Annotated in this window: 15 protein-coding genes; 9 read left to right on the top strand and 6 right to left on the bottom strand. The window is 65.1% G+C overall.

Annotation, left to right across the window (positions count from 1 at the left end; translation table 11 throughout):
* Nucleotides 1-53: 53 nt before the first annotated feature.
* Nucleotides 54-461, top strand: coding sequence for a DUF1127 domain-containing protein (locus RIC54_RS11200; RefSeq protein WP_350097009.1), 408 nt, complete (start codon nucleotides 54-56; stop codon nucleotides 459-461).
* Between the two features lie 79 nt (nucleotides 462-540).
* Here RIC54_RS11200 and RIC54_RS11205 read toward each other — a convergent pair whose 3' ends face one another.
* The 3 genes from RIC54_RS11205 to RIC54_RS11215 are packed head-to-tail and all read right to left on the bottom strand — an operon-like array spanning nucleotide 541 to nucleotide 5,671.
* Complete coding sequence (locus RIC54_RS11205) at nucleotides 541-1,419, bottom strand: 50S ribosomal protein L11 methyltransferase (protein WP_350097011.1); 879 nt, start codon at nucleotides 1,417-1,419, stop codon at nucleotides 541-543.
* Nucleotides 1,420-1,445: 26 nt separating this feature from the next.
* On the bottom strand, nucleotides 1,446-3,842 hold the full coding sequence (locus tag RIC54_RS11210; RefSeq protein WP_350097013.1) for an ATP-dependent helicase: 2,397 nt from the start codon (nucleotides 3,840-3,842) through the stop codon (nucleotides 1,446-1,448).
* Nucleotides 3,843-3,895: 53 nt separating this feature from the next.
* Complete coding sequence (locus RIC54_RS11215) at nucleotides 3,896-5,671, bottom strand: chloride channel protein (protein WP_350097015.1); 1,776 nt, start codon at nucleotides 5,669-5,671, stop codon at nucleotides 3,896-3,898.
* A gap of 112 nt (nucleotides 5,672-5,783) precedes the next feature.
* On the opposite strand from RIC54_RS11215, the gene RIC54_RS11220 reads away from it, so the two are divergent.
* Nucleotides 5,784-6,284, top strand: coding sequence for a GNAT family N-acetyltransferase (locus tag RIC54_RS11220; RefSeq protein WP_350097017.1), 501 nt, complete (start codon nucleotides 5,784-5,786; stop codon nucleotides 6,282-6,284).
* Here RIC54_RS11220 and RIC54_RS11225 read toward each other — a convergent pair.
* The gene (locus RIC54_RS11225; RefSeq protein ID WP_350151025.1) at nucleotides 6,261-7,343 is read right to left on the bottom strand and encodes a GGDEF domain-containing protein; all 1,083 of its coding nucleotides are present in this window, start codon (nucleotides 7,341-7,343) and stop codon (nucleotides 6,261-6,263) included. The genes RIC54_RS11220 and RIC54_RS11225 overlap by 24 nt on opposite strands.
* An 86-nt stretch (nucleotides 7,344-7,429) precedes the next feature.
* Complete coding sequence (locus tag RIC54_RS11230; RefSeq protein WP_350097341.1) at nucleotides 7,430-7,912, bottom strand: thioesterase family protein; 483 nt, start codon at nucleotides 7,910-7,912, stop codon at nucleotides 7,430-7,432.
* Between the two features lie 63 nt (nucleotides 7,913-7,975).
* Here RIC54_RS11230 and RIC54_RS11235 point away from each other — a divergent pair, with 63 nt between their 5' ends.
* From RIC54_RS11235 to RIC54_RS11250, 4 genes are all read left to right on the top strand, one after another.
* Nucleotides 7,976-8,896 carry a hypothetical protein gene (locus RIC54_RS11235; RefSeq protein ID WP_350097021.1) on the top strand — a complete coding sequence of 307 codons (921 nt, stop codon included), beginning with the start codon at nucleotides 7,976-7,978 and terminating at the stop codon, nucleotides 8,894-8,896.
* Between the two features lie 102 nt (nucleotides 8,897-8,998).
* Entirely contained in the window at nucleotides 8,999-10,747 is a 1,749-nt protein-coding gene (locus RIC54_RS11240; RefSeq protein WP_350097023.1) for a tetratricopeptide repeat protein, read from the top strand.
* A gap of 112 nt (nucleotides 10,748-10,859) precedes the next feature.
* Nucleotides 10,860-11,786 (top strand): MlaA family lipoprotein, encoded by a 927-nt coding sequence (locus RIC54_RS11245; protein ID WP_350097025.1) that lies wholly within the window; start codon nucleotides 10,860-10,862, stop codon nucleotides 11,784-11,786.
* Nucleotides 11,787-11,815: 29 nt separating this feature from the next.
* Nucleotides 11,816-12,427: an MlaC/ttg2D family ABC transporter substrate-binding protein gene (locus RIC54_RS11250; RefSeq protein ID WP_350097027.1), complete on the top strand. Its 612-nt coding sequence runs from the start codon at nucleotides 11,816-11,818 to the stop codon at nucleotides 12,425-12,427.
* A 132-nt stretch (nucleotides 12,428-12,559) separates the two neighbouring features.
* On the opposite strand, the gene ettA is transcribed toward RIC54_RS11250, so the two are convergent.
* Entirely contained in the window at nucleotides 12,560-14,242 is a 1,683-nt protein-coding gene (ettA, locus tag RIC54_RS11255) for an energy-dependent translational throttle protein EttA (protein ID WP_350097029.1), read from the bottom strand.
* Nucleotides 14,243-14,429: 187 nt separating this feature from the next.
* Between ettA and RIC54_RS11260 the strand changes: the two genes are divergently transcribed.
* The 3 genes from RIC54_RS11260 to RIC54_RS11270 all read left to right on the top strand — a co-directional run bounded on the left by RIC54_RS11260 (nucleotide 14,430) and on the right by RIC54_RS11270 (nucleotide 19,061).
* Nucleotides 14,430-16,577 (top strand): DUF294 nucleotidyltransferase-like domain-containing protein, encoded by a 2,148-nt coding sequence (locus RIC54_RS11260; RefSeq protein ID WP_350097031.1) that lies wholly within the window; start codon nucleotides 14,430-14,432, stop codon nucleotides 16,575-16,577.
* A 373-nt stretch (nucleotides 16,578-16,950) separates the two neighbouring features.
* Nucleotides 16,951-17,217: a DUF4212 domain-containing protein gene (locus tag RIC54_RS11265; RefSeq protein WP_350097033.1), complete on the top strand. Its 267-nt coding sequence runs from the start codon at nucleotides 16,951-16,953 to the stop codon at nucleotides 17,215-17,217.
* A gap of 14 nt (nucleotides 17,218-17,231) precedes the next feature.
* Entirely contained in the window at nucleotides 17,232-19,061 is a 1,830-nt protein-coding gene (locus RIC54_RS11270) for a sodium:solute symporter family protein (protein WP_350097035.1), read from the top strand.
* Nucleotides 19,062-19,104 lie beyond the last annotated feature (43 nt).

A 19,104-nucleotide genomic window follows, 5' to 3' on the forward strand; every position in this document is an offset into this window, starting at 1 on the left:
CGGACCCGAGACGACTTCGCCCACGGTCCGAGACCTTTCTCGGAGATGAGACCATGACCACCAAGCACTTTGCCGCCATCGCGGCTGACACCTTCTCGATTGATCCGATGGCGCTGGCACTGGCCGCCCGTCGCAATCGGGACGCCTACGTTGCCGATGTGCTGTCGCGCGGCGTTCGGGCGCTGACCGCCCGCGTCGGCGGTTGGCTGCGCCGGCGCCGGACGTTCGCAGAACTGGAACAGCTCGACAGCCGGCTGATGGCCGACATCGGCCTCGACCGCGCCGCGTTTGCGGCAGGCATCATCCGTCGGATGAACGACGACCGGACCCAGGCCATCGTCGGCCAGGCTTTTGGGTCGGTGGCCGCCCCGACGGTTCGCCACGCCGCCGACGCCCATCTGGCATCGCCCGTCACCCCGGCCGCTGCCAACACCACGACCGACTCGCGCCGGGCCGCCTGACCTCCCCCCTCCCCCCAGGCTAATTCGGCGCGTGCAACGGCCGGCGATCTTCGGATCGCCGGCCGATTTATTTCCGGGATCAGTTCTTGGCGAACACCAGCGCGCTCCAGCCGTCGCGCCGGTAGCGCGAGAGCAGCCTTAGTCCCTGAACGCGGTGAGCGGCCAGCACTCTGGTTTCCTGGTCGTACATGAGCCCCGACAGGATCGCCCGCCCGCCGGGAGCGAGGCCATTTGCCAAGTCGGGCGCCATGGCGCAGAGCGGACCGGCCAGGATGTTGGCAAGCACGAGGTCAAAGGGCGCGGTCCGGCGCACCAGAGTTGCCCTCCAACCGCGGGAAACCGCGGTGCGTATGCGTGTTGCCGTTCCGTTCAATCGGGCGTTCTCGGCAGCGGTCGTCACCGATGGCGGATCCAGGTCGACGGCCACGACCCGGGACGACGGCACCAGCTTGGCGGTAGCCATCGCCAGGATTCCCGAACCGCAACCGAGATCGAGGACACGTCGGGGCCGGCGGCGGCGAACCAGATCCTGCAGCGCCCGCAGGCACAGTGCCGTCGTCGCGTGGCTGCCCGACCCGAACGCGCGCGCGGCGTCGACGATCAATTCAATCGAACCCGCCGGCTTCGCCTCGGTCACATGGCTGCTGCGAACCCAGACCCGGCCCTCGCGGATCGGCGGGAACGACTGTCGGTTCAGGGTCAGCCAGTCGACGTCCGGCAGCGGTTCGATCACCGTGTCCGGCGGCGGGGTTCCGACCGTTGCCGCCGCAAGCGCCAGCGCCGCGACGATGGCCGGGCGCGCCGGCTCGTCTTCGCTCAACCCTTCGATCGACCAGTTCCCCCCCGGCGACTCTTCCAGCGCGGTGAGAGCGACGACGTACGGCTCGAGCGCAGCGCTCAGCGCGTCGGCAGCGCGGGCCGGCGCCGTCATCGCGATCCGCCAAAGCGGCGTGGACATGCTTGCAGTCTCCGTCGTTCTCGGGATCAGGGAGTCGACACGAAGGTCTCGACCACGTTCTTAAGGCCGGCGTGATCGAACACGATCTCCAGCTTGTCGCCATCGACCGTCTGGACGGTTCCCATCCCGAACTTCTGATGGAATACCCGGTCGCCAACCGCAAAGCGCGACGGCTTGGATCGGTCGACGGTATAGCCCTGCCCGTCGATCATCGGCGCGCGTGTCCGGATCGTCCCGCCGCCGCGCCGCATGTATCCGGGTCCCCGCCCGGCCACGCCGCCGGCGGCGTCCCAACGGCTGGACCGGGCGGCGCCAGAACGGTCGGGTTCGTCGTTCCGATCGCCGAAGCTCAGGCCATCGCGCCGACCGCCATAGCCGGCGCTGCCGTACCCGCCGCCGTAGGCACCGGTCGAGCCATACAGCCCGGCCTCGGAGATCGTCTCGACGTGCTCGGCGGGCAGTTCGGAGACGAACCGTGATGGAATAGCGCTCTGCCACAGGCCGTGAACCCGCCGGTTGGCGGCAAACACGATCTCCACCGACTTGCGCGCCCGGGTCAGGCCGACATAGGCGAGGCGCCGCTCCTCCTCCAGGCCCGCCGCCCCGCTCTCGTCGAGGGCCCGCTGGTTCGGAAACAACCCCTCCTCCCAGCCTGGCAGGAACACCACGTCGAACTCCAGGCCCTTGGCAGCGTGCAGGGTCATCAGGCTGATCTTCGCCTCGTCCGGATCGTCGGCGTTCTCCATCACCAGGCTGATGTGCTCCAGGAAGCCTGCGAGGGTTTCGTACTCCTCAAGCGCCGTCACCAGCTCCTTGAGGTTCTCCAGCCGGCCGGGCGCGTCCGGCGAGCGGTCTTTCTGGAGGGACTCCGTATAGCCCGATTCATCCAGGACGACCCGAACCAGATCCGCCAGCCCTTCGAGCGAAGCCGCTTCACGCCATCGACCGAACGCCTCCATCAGCGTGCGCAGGTTCCGTCGCGCCGCCGACGGTAACTCGTCGGTCTGGACCAGCGCGTCCACCGCGCGGGTCAGCGACAGGCCCTGGGCCCTCGCATAGCCGTGAACCGCCCGCATCGTAGTATCGCCGATACCCCGGCGCGGCACGTTGACGATGCGCTCGAACGCCATGTCGTCATCCGGCTGATGGATGACCCGCAGATAGGCAACGGCGTCGCGGATTTCCTTGCGCTCGTAGAAACGCGCGCCGCCGACCACCCGGTACGGCACGCCCAGCGTGATCAGCCGTTCCTCGAACTCTCGGGTCTGGAAGCCGGCCCGAACCAGCACCGCCATGTTCGACAGGTCTACGCCCTTGCGCTGGAAATCCTCGATCCGCTCGCCGACAACCCGCGCTTCTTCCTCGCCGTCCCACACCCCGCGGACCACGACCTTGTCGCCGTGGTCGCCTTCGGTCCACAGCGTCTTGCCGAGTCGTCCCTCGTTGTTGGCGATCACCTGCGATGCCGCGGCCAGAATCCGCGAGGTGGAGCGGTAGTTCTGCTCGAGGCGCACGACCGTGGCGCCGGGAAAGTCGCTCTCAAATTTCAGGATGTTGCCGATCTCGGCGCCGCGCCAGCCGTAGATCGACTGGTCGTCGTCGCCGACGCAGCAGATGTTCTTGTGCGATTGGGCCAGCAGCCGCAGCCAGAGATACTGCGAAACGTTGGTGTCCTGGTACTCGTCGACCAGCAGGTAGCGGAACCGTTCCTGATAGTCCTTCAGGATCTCGGGGCGACTCTGGAACAGGGTCAGGTTGTGCATCAGCAGGTCGCCGAAATCCGCGGCGTTCTGGGTGACCAGCCGTTCCTGGTACTGGCGGTAGACTTCCTGCAGGCGCCCGCCGGCCAGGTCTCCGACCTCGGCAACGCCGATCTTGTCCGGTCCGAGACCGCGGTCCTTCCAGCGCTGGATGACCCCCATCACCACCCGGGCCGGCCAACGCTTGTCGTCGATGTTCTCGGCCTGCAGAACCTGCTTCAGCAGCCGCACCTGATCGTCGGCGTCGAGGATGGTGAAGTTCGACCGCAGTCCAACGACTTCGGCGTGCCGCCGCAGGATCCGGGCGGCCAGCGCATGGAACGTGCCGAGCCATACCTGCTCGGCGGCCGGTCCGACGATCCTCGCCACGCGCTCCTTCATCTCGCGGGACGCGCGGTTGGTGAAGGTCACGGCCAGCACGTTCCACGGCCGTGCCTTGCCCAGCGCCAGCAGATGGGCGAGCCGGGTGGTCAGCACCCGGGTCTTGCCGGTTCCGGCGCCGGCAAGCACCAGAACGGGTCCGTCCAGCGCTTCGACGGCGGCGCGTTGGGCCGGGTTCAGGCCGGACAGGTAGCTGTCCGGACGCGGTGCACGCACCGGGGGCGACAGCGGCAGCGCCGACGGTTCGCGAGGGTCGGGTCGGGTCGAGAAAAGATCGGTCATGATGCTTCGGATATAGCACGCACGACGCACCGCCCCAGGATCAAAATCGCCCGTCAGAGCGTCTCGCCGTGCTCCTCGGCGCGCAGGTTGACCAGCGCGGTGTTGTAGGCCCGCATGACGTCACGCTCGTGCAGGCACCCGAGCAGCCGGGTGCCGTCCTGATCGTCGACCACGCCCAGCAACCCTTCGTCGACCTCGCCGAATCGCCGAATCGCCTTCTGCAGGTCGTCGGAGCGGGCCAGCACCGGCGGCGATCTGCGGGCCAGATTCTCCGCGCACAGCTCCTGGTCGTGACTCTTGTCGAACGCCGCGTCGCCCAACTCCTCCAGCGTGATGGTGCCGATCAACCGGTCATCGCCATCCACCACGAACAATTCGTTGAGCGGAGCCTGGCGCAGCCGGTCGCGCAGCGTGCCGAGCATGGCTTCAGGCGGAACGGTCACATGATCCTGACGCATCAGGTCATGCACCTTCAGGCTCCGCAGTGCCGCCATGTCGTGGCCGCCCTGCAGGTCGAAACCCCGGCGCTTCAACTGGTCGGCAAAGAACGACGGGCCGTGCCAGACCCGGGTGATCAGCGAGGCGATCACCACCGCCACCATCACCCCGATGGTGAGGCGGTAGTCATTGGTCAACTCGAAGATGATCAGGATGGTCGAGATCGGCGCCCCCAGCACGGCGCCGGCCACCGCGCCCATGCCGATCATCGTGTAGGCGCCGTGCCCCGACGACAGGTGCGGGAACGGGTGACTGGCAACCAGCCCGAACGACCCGCCGACCATTGCCCCGACGAACAGGGATGGCGAGAACACCCCGCCTCCGAATCCTGCCCCAAGGCAAAGAGCGGTCATCAGAATCTTGAGGACTGCCAGGGTCGCCAGAAGCTGGAACCCATATTGTTCTTTCAGCGCGTTGTCGGTCGCCTCATACCCGACGCCGAGGATCTCCGGGTACCACAGCGCGACGATCCCGACGATCAAGCCGGCGAACGCCGGGTGCAGCCAGCGCGGCCCGGGCAGCGTCTCCGACGTCCGCTCCACCATGGCAGTCAGCCGCATGAGGGCGATGGCCGCCGCCGCACACGCAACTCCCAGCAAGGCGAAAGCCGGGAACTGCAGGAACGACACGATCTCGTAGTTTGCCAGCCGAAACGCGGGGAAGTCCCCGAACCACATGCGCGAGACGATGGTACCGCAGACCGACGCGATGACGATCGGTGCGAACGCCGACAGCGCGTAGTGGCCAATCACCACCTCCAGCGCGAAAAACACGCCGGCGATCGGCGCGTTGAACGAGGCTGCCACTGCACTCGCCACCCCGCAGCCGAGCAGGGTGCGGGACTGGGAACGTGTCAGGTGCAACGGGCGTCCGATAAAGCTTGCCAGAGCGGCACCAAGGTGAACGGCGGGTCCTTCGCGTCCCACCGACGCGCCGGAGCCGATCGACAGGGTGCTGATCACCGCAGCCCCGATCCCCTGACGGAACGACATCCGGCCAGCGCGCAGCGCGCTCGCCTCGATCACGTTGGCAACGCCCTGCGGGCGCCGGCCGGGCATCAGCCAATAGGTGATCAGGCCGACCAGCAGACCGCCGGCCGCAGGCGCCAGCATGATCCGCCACCAATCCGACTCGCGGGCGCCGCTGGCCACCAGTTCGTGGTGAAAGCCCAGGAACAGCCATTGAACCGCGTCGATCGCCTCGCGGAATCCCACCGCACCGGCGGCGGCCGCGAAACCGACCACCAGCGCGGCAACGCTGGTCAGAAGCTGGTCGTTGCGAACCAACCGCTTCAGGCCCACAAGGGGCCGCGCGACTAATGTCTTGAACATGGCCGACCGAGGTCGTTGTCTGGCGAGTTAAGCCATTGCAGCTTAACGACGCTTTGAGTCAGTTGAAAGCAACCTTGCCGATCGTGCCGGCGGATCACTACCGTGGGGACCCATGACCATCCAATTGCGGCCGGCCGTTGCCGGCGATGTCGAAACGCTTCTGGAACTGATCCGACGGCTGGCCGCCGTGCAGGATGCCGACGGGTATGTCCAATCGACCCCGCAGGATCTCCTGCGTGACGGCTTCGGCACGACGCCACGGTTTCACGTGGTGCTGGCCGAGGCGATCGCCCGGCCCGATGCCGCGCCGACGCCGGTCGGGTTCGCGTTGTACTACTTCACCTATTCGACCTGGGCGGGCCGACCGAACCTGTATGTGGAAGACCTGTACGTCGACCCCGACCAGCAGGGCGGTGGTGTCGGCAAGCGCCTGATGGCCGCGCTGGCGCGGGCAGCGCTCGATGCCGGCTGTGGGCGCCTGGAGTTGTCGGTGAAGACCGATAACCGGGCGCGAGCCTTCTACGAGCGACTCGGCCTTACCCGGAAGGGCACGTGGTTGCCCTACGCGGTCGAGGGCGACGGCCTGCAATCACTGGGCCGGTCCGCGGACTGAACGGACGCCGCCTGCGTCCCGACCGCTCGGTTCCCCGACGACGGAAACGCGGTTGCGCCCTGCCTGCTTGGCGTCGTAGAGCCCGGAATCGGCGCGCTCGATAAACTGGCCCAGGGACTCGCCGGGCTGGTAGGCGGTCACTCCGAGCGACAGGGTGACCGTGCCCAGGTCGTCGCCGCTGCGGCGGCGCACGACGTGCTTCTCGCCGATGCGCTCCCGGATCCGCTCGGCGATCCGGGTCGCTTCGTCGAGACAGCAATCCGGCAAAATCACCACGAACTCCTCACCGCCGAAACGGGCTGCCAGGTCGTTTGGGCGAATGGCCTCGATCAGTACCCGTCCGACAAGCCGCAGCACCTGGTCGTCGACCATGTGTCCATAGGTGTCGTTGAAGGTCTTGAAGTGGTCGATGTCCGCCATCAGCAGGCACAATGTGGTGCCATGCTCCATGGCCTTGGCCGCCGCCGAGCGCAGCTCGCGCTCGAACTGCATCCGGTTCGCAAGACCGGTCAAACCATCCGTCGACGCCTCGCGCCGGGTCGCGACGAGCGACTTGCGCAGGCGTGCGATCTCCTCGGCCGACTTCTCCAACCGCCCGTGCAAACGGGTGTTCCGCGCTTCCATGACACGCGTCTCGTGCACCAGGCTGCCGACGAGACGATGCATCTCGCTGTCCACGGACTCCGTGCGGGTGAGAGCGTCGGAGATGTCGGAAAGGGCGCGGCCATAGGTTCGGGTCCCGTCGCCGGCGTCGGCGACCGTCGTCGACAACTGGCCGGCGACCGCATGCAGGCCATCGGCCACGGTCTCGATCTCTTCCGACTGGTACAGCGGCATGATGAAACGCGCGTGCAGGTCGGCGTTCCGGATGCTGTCGAACTCCTGGCCGTTGTCCCTCAGGATGTCGATCGTTCTGCAAAGGTGCCGGTCGCTGCGGTTCGCGTATGCAAACCAGACGGCAAAGTTCTCCGGCGTCGGAGGGATTCCCAGCACCGACATATGGCCCAGCGCCTCGTCGGCAATCTGGCCAACCTCGTTGACTTCCGGGTCGGTCACCATTGCGGGTCTCCCTCGACGCGCTGCCCGACATACTACCGTCTTCGAGCATCACTTAAAGCGCCGTCAGCGGCGAGGCCCGAGATTGGCTAGCGGCGGCGAATACGGATCGACCGCCCGGTGCCATCGGTCGGTGCTTGCCGCTGATGCGCTTCGCCCAGCGTCCGGACCTTCGCCATGGCGGCTGTCGGAAACGGCGCCGAGCGGCGTTGGGTCAAGTCGACATGCAGGCACATCAGCTCGTTGGTCGCGGCAAGAAACCCCTGTTCGGCATGAAACATCCGATGCAGCAGGTGGAAGCGCTTGGCGTCGAAATCGACGATTCGCGATCGAAAGACCAGAGGGGCCGCCTCCAGAACTTCCCGGTCGTAGGTCACGTGGGCTTCAACGACAAACATCGACGCGTTCGCCTCGCGCCGATAGGCTTCACCAACCCCGAAATGGGCGCATACCGCCTCGGTCGCCTGATCGAACGCGACCACGTAATAGCCGACGTTCATATGCCCGTTGTAGTCGATCCAGTCTGATCGAACGATTGCCCGTCCCGAGTCGAACCATCCATCGTCATTCATGTCAGCCACGCAGCAACCTCCTGTCTTGACCGTCATCGATCCGTCCGATCCGGCGTCCCGGTCATGATGGGCATCCTGTCCTGGTTGGGCAAACGCGCGACCGGATGCCTGGCAGCCGGCGTGTTCCTGGCGCTGGCGATCCCGGACCTCTCGGCATTGGTGCGACCGTTGCTGGTGCCGGCGATCACGGCGATGCTGACGGTGTCGCTGCTGCGTTTGGACCCGGCAGCCATTCGTCGAGCTGCCGGGGCACCGCTTCATGTCTTGCCGGCGGTTGGCTTCGTGCTGCTGATTTCACCGGTAATCGGCTATCTGGCTGCCACCGCTCTGGAACTCGACGACGGCATCGCCACGGCCTTGGTGGTCTGGACAGCGTCGCCGCCCTTGATCTCGGTCCCGGCCATTGCGGCGCTGGTGGGATTGGACGGTGCGCTCGCCCTCACGGTTACGACGGCCGCCGGCCTCCTGGTGCCGCTGACCCTGCCGCCGATCGTGTTCGCCCTGATCGGCTTGGAACTGGACATCAGTCCGATGGCTCTGGCGCTGCGGCTGGCGGCCCTGCTGGTCGGCGCCGGGCTGGCGGCGGCGGCCATCCGACGCGTGGCCGGGATGGCCAGGCTGGATCGGCATGCCGATGCGATCGACGGGGTATTCGTACTGATCATGCTGTTATTCGCCGTTGCGGTACTGGACGGCGTCACCCAAGCCGCGTTTGCCGACCCGTGGCGCATCGCCGGCCTGCTGGTCCTGGTGTTCGCGGCCGCCTTGGGAATGCAGGCTCTCGGCTGGCTGGTGTTTCGGCCGACCGGCCCGCGAACTGCGGGAACGCTCGCGCTGGTAGCCGGAAACCGCAACATGGCGCTGGTTCTGGGCGCGGCGCCGGCGGCGTTCGAGCCGGACACGTTCTTGTTTCTGGCGTTACTGCAGTTTCCGATCTATCTGCTGCCTGTACTGCTCCGGCCGGTATACCGGCGCGCGCGCTGACAGGGTTGGAGTAGCTCGGCAAATCGACGATAATTCCGATGCTTGGCGCGGCTCGGCCGAGATGAGCCGTCGGCGCATACGATCCAGGATGGGACCGGGTCCGTGAAGGCGATCCAAAGTGCTCGACGGCGTGGCCGGCTCGGAACCTGGCGGCGTCGGATCACGATCCTGGTGCTTGCCACGGTCGCCACCGTGGCCAGCTACGTCTTCACCGCTGACAAGCCGCAGAACTATCAGAACCTGTTCGCGGCGGTTGTCGGCTTTGTCGGACTGTGCGCGCTGGTTCTCGACTGGTGGGTCAGCCGGAGCATCAAGCGCAGCGGCGGGGTCCAGGCCATGCGGTCGGGCGGCGTGCTGTCGACCGGCACCGCTGCAATGGCCGGCCGTTTGTGGGCGCAGGGCGAAGGGTTTCGGATCTGCGGCCTGCCGGACGATGCCCGCAAGACCTTCTCCGAAGCGGCATCTCTGGCACGCGAGGCCAAACAGGATGCCCTGGAAGCCACCGTCAAGCTCAGCCAGGGCGAACTCGCCGGCGAAAGGGCGGAGTTCGACGACGCCGCGCGGTATTTCGATGAGGCCTCGGCCAAATTCGAGGCCGCCAAGGACAACCGGGGGGTCGCCCGAACCATTACCGCAAAAGGCTTTCTGGCCCTGTCCCGACGTGCCTACGACGCGGCGCGCCAGAACTTCGAGGAAGCGCGCTCACTGTTTGCCCAGGAAAACGATCGATTCGGACAAGGCAACGCGTATCTCGGTCTCGGCGAGGCCGGAATCCGATTGAACAAGATGGATGAAGCCGCAGGCAACCTCGATCAGGCGCGGTTCATGCTCACCCAGGTCGGCGACCGTATCGGCGAAGCCCATGCCCTGTACTGCCGAGGCGAATTGTTTCGATTGGAGCGCAACGCCGCCGAGGCCCAGAACCACTTCGAACGGGCCCTCACTCTCTACCGACGAACCGGTGACTACGTCGGTGAGGGTCTGGTCCGTCTGGTGATCTCCGACGGATATCGCAAGATGCAGCGTCCGACCGAGGCGCGCGAGACCGCCCTGGAAGCCGCCCAGCGGTTCAAGCAGGCCGGGCGACGGGTCGGGTCCAGCGGATTGATCGCCGGTCGAGGCGATGTCCGGCGGTGCCGGGTCCGGTTTGATTGGGGACGCACCAATGGCAACACCGCCCGCAATCTGTTCGTCGAATCCGGAGACAAGGACAACGAATCGCGGCTGATGATCGGGCTCGGCGAGATGGAGCGCCTTGTCGGGAACGTCGAGGAGGCGCGAAACCTGTTCGAGCGTGTTCTGTCGCAATCCAAGAGTTCGGAAGACCTGTTGATCATCGCCGATGCCCAGAAGGGGCGTGGGCACGTGGACATTGCCCGGGGCCAGAAGCGCTCCGCCCGCGAGGTCCTGAAGGAAGCCTACGGCCACTACCAGACCATCGGCGGCGCCCGCGATGCCGCTCAGGCCCTGATGGACCTCGCACAGGTCAGCGTGCTCATGGAGAACCCCGACCGGGCCAGGGTGGACTACGCTCAGGTGCGCACAATGTACCAGAGCCTACGGGACGCCCATGGCGAGGCGTCATCCCTGCGCGCAGCGGGCGACCTCGAATCCTCGATCGGCAAGCTGCCCGAAGCCCAGTTCGCCTATGCCGAGGCACGCATCCTGTTTCAGAGCGTTGGTGATCGCCTGTCGGAGGCCGACTCCGCCTTGCTGATCGGCTTGCTGGCCGTCAACATCGACAACGCCACGGCGGCGGCACTTCTTGTCCAGGCTGGGCGCCTGTACCGCGCTGTCGGGGCCGTGGAATGGCAGCGCAAGGCGCACGCCATGGCCCAGAGGGTGCGCTAGCCGGCCCAATCGGAAGCGATGAACGATCGCGGTATTTTTGCAACACGCGCCGTCAAGCACCAGCCACCGACTTGCGTCTGTCTGGCGCCGTGAACGGCTCTGTGGTAACTCCTTGGAACGCTGGAAGTCGCCCGCGACAACGGGATTGGTGCGCCCGGCCGCGGTAATCTCCCGGCATCGATGCATGGTAATCTGGTTGGCACAGGCAGAAACAGGATTTTGTCGAATGCGTCGCATGTTGATGACCACTGTGGTTGCGACAGGGCTCCTTGGTGGCTGTGCCGGCCAGGGTGAGCTTGAGCAGGGCGAAGTCTACGATCCGATCGAGCCCGCCAACCGGATGGTTTTTGCGGTCAACGAAACGCTCGACACGTTCGTCCTGCAGCCGACCGCATTCATGTACAAGGAGACGGTTCCGGATCCCGTCCGGGACATGGTTTTCAGCTTCCTGAACTGGCTGAAGAGCCCGGTGATCCTGGCGAACAACGTGTTTCAGGGCGACTGGCAGGGAGCTGAGGTCACGGCATCCCGCTTCGTCGCGAATGCACCGTTCTTCGGCTTTGTCGACAACGCCACCGGACTTGGCGTCGTTCATCGCGATGAGGATTTCGGCCAGACGCTGGCGGTTTACGGCGCCGACGACGGCCCGTACATCGTGCTGCCGTTGCTCGGGCCGTCCAACGTGCGCGACACCGCCGGACTGGTGGTCGACCACTTCCTCGACCCGATCAACTATATCGGCAACGGTGACCCCTTCGACGGCAACGATGACCGTGCCGCATTCCAGATCGGCCGGCGCGTTGTTGGCGCCGTTGATTTCCGGGCCCGCAATTACGACACGATCAATGACCTGAAGCGGACATCGGTTGACTATTACGCGCGGGTTCGAACCATTTACAAGCAGCGTCGTGACATCCTCATCTCCAATGGCACGCCGAAGAACGGCAACGGCTCGACCGGCTCAACCGGCGAGTTCGAGGAGTATGTGCCGGGCGGGCAACCCGCGGAGCGTGCGGGAACGTCGGCGCCTAAGAGCTGAGCATCCAGAAACGGCGAGGAATCGGTTACATGAAACTCGCACGGGTTTTTGCGATTGTTTTGTTCGTAGCGACCACGGCCGGCCTTGCCCGCGCTGACGTGTCGTCACCGGATGCGTTCATCGGAAAGCTGGCTGATCGGGCTTTGGCGCTGGTCACCGATCGCACCACCGACATGCCGGCGAAGCGAGAGAGCTTCGACCGACTGCTGTCGGAGACCTTCGACATGGAGGGAATCGGCCGGTTCCTGCTCGGACGCTATTGGCGCCTGGCCACTCCGGAGGAGCGCGAGGCCTACCTGAAGGCCTTCAACGAGAGCATTGTCTACACCTACACCGCGCGGTTCGACGAGTATTCCGGCCAGAAGCTGGTTGTCGACAACAGCCGCGAGGATGGCCAGTTCACCATGGTCGCCAGCCGGATCGTGGACCCGAAGGGCACCCCCGATGTGCGTGTCGACTGGCGCATCATCCGCCAGGGCGACAGCTTCAAAGTGGTCGACGTGGTGATCGAGGGCGTGAGCATGAGCGTCACCCAGCGTCAGGAATACGCGTCGGTAATCCAAAGCAACGGCGGCCAGGTCCAGGCCTTGATCAAGGCGCTGAACGACCGGATGGCAAAGCTGAAGTCGTCAGGCTCCTGACGACCCAGGATCTCGGCAGGGGCAACGACCGACCGACACCCGCCCAATCGCCCGACTTGTCGCCGCGTGCGAGTCCATACGCGTGCAGGGAAAGCGCAGCGCCGACGACCCGGCGCTGCGACTGCAGAACGATCAGCTGCGGCGGATCGGCTTGTATTTGATCCGGTGCGGCTGCGCCGCCTCTTCACCCAGCCGGCGCTTGCGATCGGCCTCGTAGGCTTCGTAGTTACCCTCGAACCACTCGACGTGGCTGTCACCCTCGAACGCCAGGATGTGGGTTGCGATCCGGTCGAGGAACCAGCGATCGTGGCTGATCACCACCGCACAGCCGGCAAACTCCAGGAGCCCCTCTTCGAGCGCCCGCAACGTGTCGATGTCCAGATCGTTGGTCGGCTCGTCAAGCATCAGCAGGTTTGCGCCGGACTTCAGCATCTTGGCGAGATGAACCCGGTTGCGCTCACCGCCTGACAACTGACCGACCTTCTTCTGCTGGTCGCCGCCCTTGAAGTTGAACAGCCCGACATACGCCCGGCTGGCCATCTTGCGCCGGCCAAGGTCGATCTCGTCGTGACCGTCGGAAATCTCCTCGAACACTGTCTTGTTGGCACGCAGCGTGTCGCGGCTTTGATCGACATAGCCAAGCTTGACGGTCTCGCCGATGCGAATGGCGCCGCCGTCCGGCTTTTCCTGCTCGGTGATCATCCGGAACAGCGTGGTCTTGCCGGCACCGTTCGGCCCGATCACTCCGACGATCCCGCCGGGCGGCAGTTTGAAGGACAGCTCGTCGATCAGCAGTCGGTCGCCGAATGCCTTCGACAGGCGGTCCGCCTCGATCACCACGTCACCCAGCCGCGGTCCGGCCGGGATGACGATCTGCGCGGTGTCCGGCGCCTTCTCCTGGTTCAGGGCGAGCAGATCCTCATACGCCGTGACGCGGGCCTTTGACTTGGCCTGCCGTGCGCGCGGGCTCTGCTGAATCCACTCCAACTCGTGGTTCAGGGTTCGCATGCGCGCGGCCTCGGTGCGTCCCTCCTGCTCCAGGCGCTTCTGCTTCTGCACCAGCCAGCCGGAATAGTTGCCCTCGTAGGGAATGCCGCGGCCACGGTCGATCTCCAGGATCCAGCCTGCAACCTCGTCGAGGAAGTAGCGGTCGTGAGTGACGGTGACGACGGTGCCCGCGTAGTCGGCGAGCGTGCGCTGCAGCCACGCGACCGAGTCGGCATCCAGGTGGTTGGTCGGCTCGTCGAGCAGCAGCAGGTCGGGCTGCGACAGCAGCAGCTTGGCCAGGGCCACGCGGCGGCGCTCGCCACCGGACAGCTTGGTCACGTCCGCGTCGCCCGGCGGGCAGCGCAGCGCGTCCATGGCGATCTCGACCTTGCGATCGATGTCCCAGCCGTCGGCGGCGTCGATCTTCTCCTGGAGTTCGCCCTGCTCGGCGAGAAGGTCGTTCATCTCGTCGTCGGTCAGGTCTTCGCCGAACCGGGCGCTGACCTCGTTGAACCGGTCCATAAGGGCCTTCAACGGCCCCAGCCCCTCGATCACATTGCCCTGAACGTCCTTGGTCGGGTCGAGGTCGGGCTCCTGCTTCAGGTAACCGACCGTCGCGCCCTCCGCGGCCCAAGCCTCTCCGGTGTAGTCCTTGTCCTCGCCGGCCATGATCCGCAGGACCGTCGACTTACCTGCACCGTTGACGCCGAGCACGCCGATCTTGGCTCCCGGCAGGAAGGACAAGCGAATGTCCTTAAGCACCTCGCGGCCGCCTGGATAGGTCTTGGAGAGACCGTTCATCACGTAGATGTACTGGTAGGAGGCCATCGGGTCGGCTCGCCGTCGGTTGCGGGTGACGGCGGGTTCTAGCGCACGCGGCCCACCCACCGCAACGTTCGGCTGCCCTCCGATTGATCTGCAGCATTGCGGTCGGCACCGGGGCCCTGCAGATTCACGCTGTTGACGGCGAACCCGATGGCCGGCGATCGGTTGAGGAGGGCCGGATCAGATGCCCATGAACGGCGCTACACCGTTGTTTGCGCTCGATGCGGTAGCGATCGATATCGAGACCACCGGGCTCGATGCATCACGGGCGAACGCCGTGCAGATCGGGACGATGCCGATCGTCAAAGGTGTCCTGAGAACGGATCGCGCCTGTGAGCAGTTGCTCAATCCCGGTATCCCGATCCCACCGTCATCGACCACCATACACGGCGTCACCGATGAGATGGTGCGTGACGCGCCGCCGCTGGCCGATGTCTGGACCCGGTTCACCACGCAGTGGGAGAATCAGGTCGTCATCGGACATTCGATTGGATTCGACCTGACCGTCCTGGCTGGCGAAGCGAAGCGCAACAAGCTGGAATGGCGAAAGCCCCGGGCATTGTGCGTTCGCATGCTCGCGACCATCGCGGCACCGACGCTCGCCAGCCATTCGCTCGATGCCCTCGCCAACTGGCTCGGTCTTGAAATCAGCAACCGTCACCGGGCCCTGGGCGACGCCGAGGCCGCCGGCCGGATATTCATCGCCCTCGCCCCTCGCCTCCAGGCCAAGGGCATCCGCACGCTGGCGGAGGCCGAGCGCGCCTGCAACGGCCTGACCGCTGAACTCGCCCGGCACAGCGAAGCCGGATGGGTGCCCCCGGTCTCCGAGCCCGATGACGCAGAACAGGGACGCGTCGACACATTCGTCTACCGCCACCGGGTCGCCGACATCATGGCCAGCCCGGTGATCGCCGTATCGACCGGTACCACCCTGAACCGCGCCATGGAGATCATGGCCTCCCACGCCGTCTCGTCCGTGTTCGTTACTTCTACCGGAGAGGCCGGACTTCCGGTCGACCAGTACGCGATCGTCACCGAGCGTGACGCGGTCCGACACATCGTCCGGCGCGGCGCCGCTGCCCTGGACGATCCGGTAGGGTCGATCGGTTCACGCCCGATACGCACGATCCGCGAACATGCCTTCCTCTATCGGGCCGTCGGCCGCATGAGCCGGCTTGGCTTCCGTCACCTCGGCGTTCATTCCGAGACCGATACGCTGGTCGGTGTGATCTCTGCGCGCGATCTGCTGAAGCTGCGCGACGGCCCGGCGGTCGAACTCACGGACGCCATCGACGAAGCGAGCTCCTCGACGGAACTGGCGCTTGCCTGGGCGACCTTGCCGCGCGTTGTCCAGTCGCTCTCGGCCGAGCAGGTCGACGCCCGCTTGATCGCCCAGATCATCAGTGAGGAGATCCGCTCGATGACCCGGCGGGCGGCGGTGCTAGCCTCCCATGCGATGAAGGACGAGGGCTTAGGCGATCCACCCTGCCGGTTCTCGGTGCTGGTCCTGGGGTCCGGCGGGCGCGGCGAGAGCCTGCTGGTTCCAGATCAGGACAACGCGATCGTCTTCGAGAGGGGAGAGCCGGGCGGGCCGGAAGATGCTTGGTTCGCCGATCTTGGTGCGCGTACCGCCGACATCCTCGACGGTGCCGGAATTCCCTACTGCACCGGCGGCGTGATGGCGAAGAACCCAGATTGGCGGGGATCCGTGAACACCTGGAACGAGCGGGTCGATCGCTGGGTCCGGCAGTCGAGGCGGCAGGACCTTCTCAATGTCGACATCTTCTTCGATGCCGTACCCGTCCACGGCACTTGGTCACTGGGGAACGACCTTCTGGACTACGCCTGTGCAAAGGGCAGCCGGGACACCACGTTCGCCAAGCTTCTCGGCGAACGGCTGGCCTCAGTTCACACTCCCCTGTCGATGTTCGGCCGTCTGAAAACCCGTGACGGACGATTCGACATCAAAATGCACATCCTGTTTCCAGTGGCTTCCGCCGCCCGCACCTTGGCCATCCGTCACGGCGTCACGCAGCGGTCGACACGCCAGCGGCTGGATGGCCTGATGGCGCTCGGCCTCGGCAACGACAGCGACATCGCCGCGCTGCAGCAAGCTCATATCCTTGGGCTTACCTTATTGCTGGCGCAGCAGAGCCAGGACATCGGGCATGGCCTCAAGCCGACAACGTCCATTGATGTCGCGGCACTGAACCGGCGGCAGAAAGCCGACCTCAAGAAGACATTGGCCGACCTGCAGAACATACCGATGCTGCTGCGCAGCATCATGTTCGAGTCCGGCTCGCCAGGACCAGCATCCTCAACCAGCGACCGTGACTAGCCCCGGCGGGTACTTGCCGAAGCGGCCCGATCGTCGCCCCGACGGACTGTAGGCCGGCGCCTTCCGCCAACCGATTGGAATTCAGTATCCAGACGACACCGTCTGGTAAAGTTTTACGAAAACCCGACAAGAAATCGCAACCCCGATCGACACTAGACGAGTCCGTCATCTCATCGAGCCGTGGAGAGACGGGAAGTTGGGTCTTCACTAGACCGAAGCACTGGGCATTCGCTCTGCTTTTCAAGGTCGAGGAAACGAGTTAATCTACGTAGTAGTGTGGGTGGTCGAGCCATCCATCCTAGGGGAATGAGCAAAAAGTAGGGCGCCTCACGCATAAAGTATAAAAGCCCAAACTCAAGGGGAGGTAAAGACGTTGACCGACCATGCCTCACAAGATCGAGTAGAGCATTGGAGTAGAACTCGAAACCTGATGATCCTCCACCTGATTATCTGGTTCTTCTTTGCCTATCTGCTTCAATGGTTCGCGTACGACCTCAACCAGTTCCGGTTCCTTGACTTCCCGGTTGGCTTCTACATGTCCGCCCAGGGATCGCTGTTCGCGTTCGTTATCCAGTTGTTTATTTTTGTAAAGCAACAGGATCGAATTGATCGCGAGTGCGGCGTAGCAGAAGCAGACTAGGGGGGTATCGTGTCATGAGTTTGTTTAAACTTGAGGGAAGGTTCATTGACAACCTTCCCAAGATCTACGCGCTGTACACCGGAGGGTTCCTGGCGTTTGTTGCGTTGATGGCGGTCCTGGAACAGGCCGGTCTCAGCGCCGATTCAATCGGGATCCTGTTCGTCGCGTTCACTATCGTGATCTACGCCTTGATCGGCTGGTTGTCGCGCACCATGCAGGTCGACGCCTATTACGTCGCCGGGCGAGAAGTCCCGCCGGTGTTCAACGGCATGGCGACGGCGGCGGACTGGATGTCCGGTGCCTCGTTCGTCGCGATGGCGGGTGGCATCTATGCGGCCGGTCACCCATACCTCGCCTTCGTGGTGGGCTGGACCGGCGGTTATGTGCTGGTGGCGGTGCTGATGGCGCCCTACCTGCGGAAGTTCGGCTGCTACACGGTTCCCGACTTCATCGGCACCCGCTACGGCGGCAACCTCACCCGGTTCCTGGCCGTTGTCGTTCTGGTGGTCGCCTCCTTCACCTATGTGACGGCCCAGATCAACGCGACCGGCACCATCGCGGCCCGCGCGTTGCAGATTCCGTTCGAAGTCGGCGTCTGGTTCGGTCTTCTCGGCATTCTGCTGTGCTCGATGCTGGGCGGCATGCGGGCCGTCACCTGGACCCAGGTGGCGCAGTACATCGTGCTGATCATCGCCTACCTGGTGCCGGTGTTCTGGATGTCGATCAAACAGGACTTCGGCTGGTTCCCGCAGTTCGCCTACGGCGACGCCGTGGCGCGAATCCAGGAACTGGAGCCTCTCGTCGGCGTCGGGAAGCTGCTTCCCACCGAGAAGGTCGCGGGGATGAGCGCCCTCACGGTCCTCCACGCGTCACCGGCCGACACGACAATCGCCGCCTGGCGCTTCGTCACCCTCGTCGCATGCATGATGCTCGGCACCGCCTCGTTGCCGCACATCCTGATGCGCTACTTCACCACGCCGTCGGTTCGCGCGGCGCGGAGTTCTGTGGCCTGGTCGTTGTTCTTCATCACGCTGCTGTACTTCACGGCACCGGCGCTGGCGACCCTGACCAAGCTGCAGGTCCTCGATCCGAACCTCGCAACCAGCATCATCGGCAAAGCGGTTGCCGACGTGAACGCGCTCGAGTGGATCCAGAAGTGGAGCGCGGTCGACATGCTCAGGGTCATCGACTCAAACGGTGACGGCATCCTGCAGATCAACGAGTTCTTCATGCGCGCCGACATCGTCGTGCTGGCGACTCCGGAAATCGCGGGATTGCCCTATGTCGTTTCCGGCCTGGTGGCCGCGGGCGGCATGGCGGCGGCGATGTCGACGGCCGACGGCCTGCTCCTGGCGATCGCCAACGCGCTGTCGCATGATCTTTACTACAAGATCATCGACCCGAAGGCGGAGACCCGGAAGCGGCTGCTGGTCGCACGCATCCTGCTGATCGGCATCGGTGCCTTGGCGGCGTTGGTGGCCAGCATGAAGCTGACCGGCATTCTCGGGGCGGTGGCCTGGGCCTTCTGCTTCGCGATGTCCGGGCTGTTCTTCCCGCTGGTGCTTGGCGTCTGGTGGAAACGGGCCAACCGGGCCGGTGCGGTTGCCGGCATGGCAGTCGGCCTTGGTGTCGGTTCCTGGTACCTCTACATGGTCAAGTTCGCCGGCATGGCACCGTGGATCGGCCTCGATGATCTGCGGTTCGGCATCGTCGGTGCGGGCGCCAGCCTGATTGCCATGGTGGTGGTGACCTTGCTGACCGAAGCTCCCGACGCGGAGACCCAGGCCATGGTCGACGAGGTCCGGGTGCCATCGGGCGAGACGATCCTGGGCTCGACCCACTAACACCTGCTACGACGAAAGCCGGGGAGAGCCTCGCTCTCCCCGG

The organism is Thalassobaculum sp. (genome assembly GCF_040219215.1).
GTDB lineage: Bacteria > Pseudomonadota > Alphaproteobacteria > Thalassobaculales > Thalassobaculaceae > Thalassobaculum_A.

What these genes read in the sequence shown, in the direction of transcription:
- RIC54_RS11200 (WP_350097009.1), top strand. Translation starts at nt 54, where the DNA reads ATGACCACCAAGCACTTTGCCGCCATCGCGGCTGACACCTTCTCGATT.
- RIC54_RS11205 (WP_350097011.1), bottom strand. Translation starts at nt 1,419, where the DNA reads ATGTCCACGCCGCTTTGGCGGATCGCGATGACGGCGCCGGCCCGCGCT.
- RIC54_RS11210 (WP_350097013.1), bottom strand. Translation starts at nt 3,842, where the DNA reads ATGACCGATCTTTTCTCGACCCGACCCGACCCTCGCGAACCGTCGGCG.
- RIC54_RS11215 (WP_350097015.1), bottom strand. Translation starts at nt 5,671, where the DNA reads ATGTTCAAGACATTAGTCGCGCGGCCCCTTGTGGGCCTGAAGCGGTTG.
- RIC54_RS11220 (WP_350097017.1), top strand. Translation starts at nt 5,784, where the DNA reads ATGACCATCCAATTGCGGCCGGCCGTTGCCGGCGATGTCGAAACGCTT.
- RIC54_RS11225 (WP_350151025.1), bottom strand. Translation starts at nt 7,343, where the DNA reads ATGGTGACCGACCCGGAAGTCAACGAGGTTGGCCAGATTGCCGACGAG.
- RIC54_RS11230 (WP_350097341.1), bottom strand. Translation starts at nt 7,912, where the DNA reads ATGAATGACGATGGATGGTTCGACTCGGGACGGGCAATCGTTCGATCA.
- RIC54_RS11235 (WP_350097021.1), top strand. Translation starts at nt 7,976, where the DNA reads ATGATGGGCATCCTGTCCTGGTTGGGCAAACGCGCGACCGGATGCCTG.
- RIC54_RS11250 (WP_350097027.1), top strand. Translation starts at nt 11,816, where the DNA reads ATGAAACTCGCACGGGTTTTTGCGATTGTTTTGTTCGTAGCGACCACG.
- ettA (WP_350097029.1), bottom strand. Translation starts at nt 14,242, where the DNA reads ATGGCCTCCTACCAGTACATCTACGTGATGAACGGTCTCTCCAAGACC.
- RIC54_RS11260 (WP_350097031.1), top strand. Translation starts at nt 14,430, where the DNA reads ATGAACGGCGCTACACCGTTGTTTGCGCTCGATGCGGTAGCGATCGAT.
- RIC54_RS11270 (WP_350097035.1), top strand. Translation starts at nt 17,232, where the DNA reads ATGAGTTTGTTTAAACTTGAGGGAAGGTTCATTGACAACCTTCCCAAG.